The organism is Rhizobium skierniewicense Ch11, from assembly GCF_023757665.1.
Lineage (GTDB): Bacteria > Pseudomonadota > Alphaproteobacteria > Rhizobiales > Rhizobiaceae > Agrobacterium > Agrobacterium skierniewicense.
Window position 1 is genome coordinate 70,123 of record NZ_RXPG01000005.1, and the last position, 6,272, is coordinate 76,394.

A 6,272-nucleotide genomic window follows, 5' to 3' on the forward strand; every position below is an offset into this window, starting at 1 on the left:
CTACTTTGCGAAACGACGTGCGATCCAGGAATAGCTGTCTTCCACCATTCGTACCGGCTTGCCCAACACTTCCTTGACGCCTTCGGTGGACGGCAAAATTCTGCGCACACGGGTGATGGCGCGCTGTGTCAGCGTCTGCTCTTCTTCCGTGTCCAGCGGAAGCGATGTGGTGGTCGCGTCCGGCGTCTGACCATCGGTCTTGGCACCATCGGTCTTGGCAATGTCATCTTTCGGCGCATCCGGTGTCTGGCAAACGGCGACCACCACGGGATAGGAGGCGTTGGCGAAATTGCCCAGCTGCTTTTCCGATTCGGCATCGCACAGTTCTATGCTCGTCCAGCGTTGCTGCATGGTCGCGATATGTCGGCAGTCGGTTGCGGTATCGTCGCAGCCGAGAATGGTCATCAAAACAAGCGCGGTTCTCATTGTCGCTCTGTTGCCTCTGGAAGGAGAATTGTCTAACAGCGACGATCTAGCGGAATTGTAGTCTTATTGCGACGCAACGCCCTGCATTTGCAAAAATAAACGGAAATTAGCATGCCCATTGCCATCACCTTGGAAAGTCCCCGCCAGCCGGAGATCCTTAGCCTTCTCGATCAGTCCGACGCCTACGCCGCATCGCTCTATCCGCCCGAAAGCAATCATCTCGTCGATATCACCAGTCTGGAGAAACCGAACGTTTCATTCTTTGCGGCACGTCATGATGGCGAGATCGTTGGTTGCTGCGCTCTTGTCGAAGCCGGTGATGGCACAGCGGAAATCAAGCGTATGTTTGTCGACCCGAAAGCACGCGGCCTGAAAATCGGCAAGCTGATGCTGAATGCGTTGGTCGAACTTGGACACGAACGCGGGCTGACCGCGATCCGCCTGGAAACGGGCATTAGCCAGCCGGCGGCAATCAGGCTTTATCATGAGGCGGGCTTCGTCGATATCGAGCCGTTCCCGCCATACAAGCCGGATCCGCTCAGCCTTTTCATGGAGCTGAGGCTTCAAGCGGCGGGCTACGAGGCCGTCTTACGTAGCGGCGCTGCGTGATCGATTTCCGGTCCTGGTGGCACGACTTCGTCCTCGATGGCGGAGAGTTCCACTTCTCGCACCCATTCGCGCCACACGGCAACGAGTAGGGCCATCAGGACCGGACCGATGAACAGGCCGAGAAAGCCCATCGTCTTGACGCCGCCGATCAGACCGAAAAAGGTTGGCAGGAAGGGTAATTTGATCGGGCCGCCGACAAGGCGTGGGCGGATGGTCTTGTCCACGATAAAAAGCTCGATCGAGCCCCAGGCCAGCAGCGCGATGCCTGCGGTGAGGGAACCGCTGGCCATGAGGTAGACGGACACGAGCGTGAACGACAAGGGCGCGCCACCGGGGATCAGCGCCATGACGCCAGTCAGGACGCCGAGGGTGACGGGCGAGGGGACGCCGGCGATCCAGTAGGCCACGCCCAGGATGATGCCTTCGCCAATCGCGATCAGCGTCATGCCCGTCACGGTGGAGCTGATCGTGGCCGGAACGACACGGGAAATCCGCTCCCACCGCGTGGGCAGAATGCGCTCTCCGATAAGGTCGATCTGACGTGCGAAGCCGACGCCGTTGCGGTAGACGAAAAACAGCGCGATCAGCATGAAAAGCAATGTGAGGATCAGATGGAATGCGCCGTTTCCGGCGGCGACGATGGCGCGGTAGATGTTGCCGATATTGGCGCCGCTGACCAGTTGGATGACCTCACCAATGGCGCCGGGTGTGCCGATGTAGCGAACCCATTGTTCGCTCATCCACAGGCCGACGCCGGGCAGGGCGGCAATCCATGCGGGCACGGGCGCTCCCACCTTGTTCACCTCGACGGCCCAGCCGAACCATTCGCGGATTTCGCTGCCGGTATAGGAGGCTGCGATAAAGATCGGCACGATCAGGAAGGTAATGATGAGCAGCAATGCAAGAGTGGCGCCCACGGTGTTGTTGCCGCCCACGCGCCGCAACAGTTCACGGTAGACGGGCCAACTGGCGAAGCCGATGACCAATGCTGCGAGCACGGGAACGAGGAAGCCGTAGAAAAAGTAGATACCTGCGGCGACGATGAGAACCAGAAGCCAGCGCGCAGCCGAGATGGATGGCACGAGCGCGGTGCGCGCATGTGCTGCCGGACCAAGCCAGCGTGGCTCTGCGGGCTTTCTGGGCGTGTCAATTTTGCTCAAAATCGCGTCTCTTTCGCTTCCCCGACCGGATGTTGTTCTGACACCATTGTGCCGATAGGCGAAACATAATCCAGCATCATTTCGTTTTTATAGTGTTGCTACGCGTTATTGGACGATTTTGGTAAAAATACCGCCCCCTATCTTGGCCTTGTTACGGAAATGTGAGAGTTGGGGACCAAACTTGCAATTTCGACGGCTGTTGCCTGCCGTCCTGGACAAAAGCCATGCTTCGTCGCTTCTTCTCCTATTATCGCCCGTATCGCGGGCTGTTCATCATGGACTTTTCCTGCGCCGTTCTTTCCGGCGTTCTGGAACTCGGCTTTCCGATGGCGGTAAAGGCGTTCGTGGATGTGCTTTTGCCCGCAGGCGACTGGCGTCTGATCGTCCTTGCGTCTATCGGTCTTCTGGTGATCTATGTGATGAACACCGGGTTGATGGCGATCGTCACCTATTGGGGACACATGCTCGGCATCAACATCGAAACCGACATGCGCCGCCGTGCCTTCGACCATCTGCAAAAACTGTCCTTCGGCTTTTTCGACAACCAGAAGACCGGCCATCTGGTCGGACGGCTGACGAAGGACCTCGAGGAAATCGGCGAGGTGGCGCATCATGGGCCGGAAGACCTGTTCATCGCCGTGATGACTTTCCTCGGGGCGTTCGCGCTGATGATGTCCGTCAACGTGCCGCTGGCGCTGGTGACCGCTGCGGTGGTTCCAGTCACGGCCTGGGTGACGAGCCGATACGGCAGCCGCATGACCAACAATTTCCGCGCGCTCTACGGCCGCGTCGGTGCCTTCAATGCCCGCATCGAAGAAAATGTCGGTGGCATGCGCGTCGTTCAGGCCTTTGCCAACGAGGACCACGAGCGGGCGCTGTTCGAAGCCGATAACCAGCGTTACCGCCAGACCAAACTCAGTGCCTACAAGATCATGGCGGCCAGCACCTCCCTGAGCTACATGAGCATGCGTCTGACGCAGATGATCATCATGATCTGTGGCGCGTGGTTCGTGCTGACGGGTGACCTGACCAATGGGGGCTTCGTCGGCTTCCTGTTGCTCGTCAACGTCTTCTTCCGCCCTGTGGAGAAGATCAATTCCGTTATCGAGACCTATCCAAAGGGCATTGCCGGCTTCAGACGTTTTACCGAGCTGATCGACACCGCACCCGATATTGCCGATGCGCCGGGCGCCATCGAGGCACCGGCTCTGCGGGGCGAGATCGCCTACCGCGATGTCAGCTTCGGCTATAGTGACGGCAAACAGGTGCTGCGTCATATCGACCTCACCATCGGGGCCGGGGAAACCGTCGCCTTCGTCGGTCCTTCCGGCGCGGGCAAGACGACGCTGTGTTCGCTGCTGCCGCGTTTTTACGACGTGACGGGCGGGGCGATCAGCATCGACGGCATCGATATCCGCAAGATGACCCTGGCGTCGCTGCGAAGCCAGATCGGAATCGTTCAGCAGGATGTGTTCCTGTTCGGCGGCACCATTCGCGAGAACATCGAATATGGTCGTCTGGGCGCGAGCGATGCGGATATCTGGGATGCGGCGCGGCGTGCGCGGCTGGATGGCGTCATCAAGGATATGCCTGATGGCATGGAGACGGTGATCGGAGAGCGGGGCGTTAAGCTTTCCGGCGGGCAGAAACAGCGCATGTCGATTGCCCGCATGTTCCTCAAGAACCCGCCTATCCTCATTCTTGACGAAGCGACGTCTGCGCTCGATACCGAGACGGAGCGGGCTATTCAGGCATCCCTGAGCGAGCTTGCGGCAGGCCGCACCACTCTTGTCATCGCCCACCGTCTGGCCACGATCCGCGATGCGACGCGCATCGTGGTTGTGGATGAAAGCGGCATTGTCGAGACCGGCAACCATCATGAACTTTTACAGGCGAAAGGCCCCTATAGCCGTCTGTATGACGCCCAGTTCGGCGCGCAGCTTCTGGTCTGAGCGGGTTCAGGGACGGGCGGGTGCGTCAATGCTCGGGTTCGTCTCAGGCTTGCCGGGATGTGCGCTGACAATATATGTCACCGCCACTGCGCTGGCGGCGACGATGAGCCCGAGAATGATGGCCATGGTGAACATCCACGGCTTCGATTTGCGCCGGTCCCAGACAAAACGTCTGCCCTTCAACGAAATGTTGTTTTTGTATTCCGGTCCCAGATTGTCGGTATCGGTCATGGTATCCCTCCGATGTCGTTGTCTGTCTGTGAAACCGAACGCATGAGGATGTGAGAAGTTCAATCAACCATACGCTGCGGTGGCGCGCGGGCTTGCCGAGGTGACCTTGTCGGGCCATGGTGCTGCGAGGTAGAGCGAGTTGCCTTGAGGGAGGACAGAGTTGATTGCCAATCCGCGCGCGTTTCTGGAGACGCTGTTTTTTGCGGCGGTGAAGGCCGCCGATCCCTATGAGGCGATCCTTCGCCATCTTCCGCCACCGCCGAAGGGCCGCACCGTGGTGATCGGAGCGGGCAAGGCGGCAAGCCAGATGGCGCAGGCCTTCGAGCGGGCATGGCCGCACCCTTTTGACGGGCTGGTCGTGGCGCGCCACGGGCCGGTGGCGGAATGCCAGCGTACCCGCGTTCTTCAATCTGCCCACCCGGTGCCGGACGCAGCCGGGCTTGCGGCAGCGCAGGCATTGATGGCGCATGTCGGCGGGTTGACCGAAGACGATCTGGTCATTGCGCTGGTGTCGGGTGGCGGATCAGCACTGTTGCCGTCACCACCGGAAGGCTTTGATCTCAGCGACGAGATCGGGCTCAATGAAGCGCTGCTGGCTTCCGGCGCGCCGATTTCGGCCATGAATGTCGTGCGCAAGCACTTCTCCGGTATCAAGGGGGGCAGGCTGGCGGCACTGGCGCGTCCGGCCCGCGTGGTCACGCTCGTGGTCTCCGATGTGCCGGGCGACAACCCCGCCTTCGTCGCCTCTGGCCCGACCGTGCCGGACGAGAGCGATGCTGCGGATGCCTTGCGCGCCATCCGCGATTACCGCATCGATTTGCCGGAGCGGATTGTCGACAGCATCCGCCATGCCGTGGCGCCGAAGCCGGATGATGCGGTCTTTGCCGGAAACATGGTCCATGTCATCGCCTCGGCGCGGGTGTCTCTCGATGCCGCTGCCGATCTGGCGCGACGCCACGGCGTGCATCCACTCATTCTGTCCGACAGCATTGAGGGCGAGGCGAGGGATATCGGCCGCATGCATGCGGCGCTGGCGCGCGAATTTGCGGACAATGCTGCCTTCGCCAAGCCGATGGTGTTGCTATCGGGCGGCGAGACAACCGTGACCATCGGCAACGGCACCTATGGCAGGGGCGGGCGCAACAGCGAATTCCTGCTATCGGCGGCGCTCGATCTGCAAGGCGTGTCCGGTATCATGGCGCTGGCGGCGGATACGGATGGCATCGACGGTTCGGAGACCAATGCGGGTGCCTTTGCCGATGGCGACAGCGTGAGCCGTATGCGCGCGGAGGGTGGCGATGCGCGGGCTCTGCTGTCCGGCCATGATGCGTGGTCTGCCTTCAATCTGGCCGACGATCTGTTCGTGCCGGGGCCAACGGGGACGAATGTGAACGATTTCAGGGTGTTTTTATTGGGATGAGCCGCGAACTGGCATTAGCGCCAGCGGCTGCATAACCGAGCGCCAGCGGCTGCATAACCTTCCACAGAACCTGTCAAAAATCCCGGCCAGCCTTTTGCGCAAGCTTCGCCGCTCACGCGGCAGCATCTGCCCGTGGTGTGCTCTTTTTCTCTCGGTCCATCGCCTTATCGGCCATGGTATTCGGACGGGGCGCTGCAAGCTGCCTCGTTGGGTAGTCTAATATTGGCACCTTTCAGCGCCCCGTTCAGCGGTTTGTGCCCGCCAGCGATCCTCTTGCCACGGCTGGCGCATCCCGGATGGCAAAGGGCCGAAACCCTGCCGGTTCACCGGTCGGACATGGTCAAGATCCAACCCTTCACCTCCGGGCGGCGGGTGCTTCGTTGCCGAAACATTCCGCCTGCCAGTTCGGCCGCACCTGCCCTTTCTCCCCCTTCGAGGATGCCGGGCAGATGCAGCGTTTGCCTGTGTACCGCC

The 6,272-nt window shown here is 60.6% G+C and carries 6 protein-coding genes; 3 read left to right on the top strand and 3 right to left on the bottom strand.

Annotated elements, in window-relative coordinates:
- Entirely contained in the window at positions 1-426 is a 426-nt protein-coding gene (locus tag EKM04_RS03735) for a hypothetical protein (protein WP_183897226.1), read from the bottom strand.
- Positions 427-537: 111 nt separating this feature from the next.
- Here EKM04_RS03735 and EKM04_RS03740 point away from each other — a divergent pair, with 111 nt between their 5' ends.
- Complete coding sequence (locus tag EKM04_RS03740) at positions 538-1,035, top strand: GNAT family N-acetyltransferase (RefSeq protein ID WP_183897227.1); 498 nt, start codon at positions 538-540, stop codon at positions 1,033-1,035.
- On the opposite strand, the gene EKM04_RS03745 is transcribed toward EKM04_RS03740, so the two are convergent.
- A complete protein-coding gene (locus tag EKM04_RS03745; RefSeq protein WP_174153263.1) occupies positions 1,002-2,195 on the bottom strand; it encodes an AI-2E family transporter in 1,194 nt (397 codons plus the stop codon). The two genes, EKM04_RS03740 and EKM04_RS03745, sit on opposite strands and share 34 nt — an antisense overlap.
- Before the next feature lie 224 nt (positions 2,196-2,419).
- Here EKM04_RS03745 and EKM04_RS03750 point away from each other — a divergent pair, with 224 nt between their 5' ends.
- On the top strand, positions 2,420-4,147 hold the full coding sequence (locus EKM04_RS03750) for an ABC transporter ATP-binding protein (protein ID WP_183897228.1): 1,728 nt from the start codon (positions 2,420-2,422) through the stop codon (positions 4,145-4,147).
- A gap of 6 nt (positions 4,148-4,153) precedes the next feature.
- Here the strand turns inward: EKM04_RS03750 and EKM04_RS03755 are convergent, their stop codons facing one another.
- Positions 4,154-4,378 (bottom strand): hypothetical protein, encoded by a 225-nt coding sequence (locus EKM04_RS03755; protein ID WP_210290166.1) that lies wholly within the window; start codon positions 4,376-4,378, stop codon positions 4,154-4,156.
- 160 nt (positions 4,379-4,538) lie between these two features.
- Between EKM04_RS03755 and EKM04_RS03760 the strand changes: the two genes are divergently transcribed.
- A complete protein-coding gene (locus EKM04_RS03760; protein WP_183897229.1) occupies positions 4,539-5,798 on the top strand; it encodes a glycerate kinase type-2 family protein in 1,260 nt (419 codons plus the stop codon).
- The last annotated feature ends 474 nt before the right edge of the window (positions 5,799-6,272 follow it).

Coding starts and splice junctions, on each gene's coding strand:
- EKM04_RS03740 (WP_183897227.1), top strand. CDS start 538: ATGCCCATTGCCATCACCTTGGAAAGTCCCCGCCAGCCGGAGATCCTT.
- EKM04_RS03755 (WP_210290166.1), bottom strand. CDS start 4,378: ATGACCGATACCGACAATCTGGGACCGGAATACAAAAACAACATTTCG.
- EKM04_RS03750 (WP_183897228.1), top strand. CDS start 2,420: ATGCTTCGTCGCTTCTTCTCCTATTATCGCCCGTATCGCGGGCTGTTC.
- EKM04_RS03735 (WP_183897226.1), bottom strand. CDS start 426: ATGAGAACCGCGCTTGTTTTGATGACCATTCTCGGCTGCGACGATACC.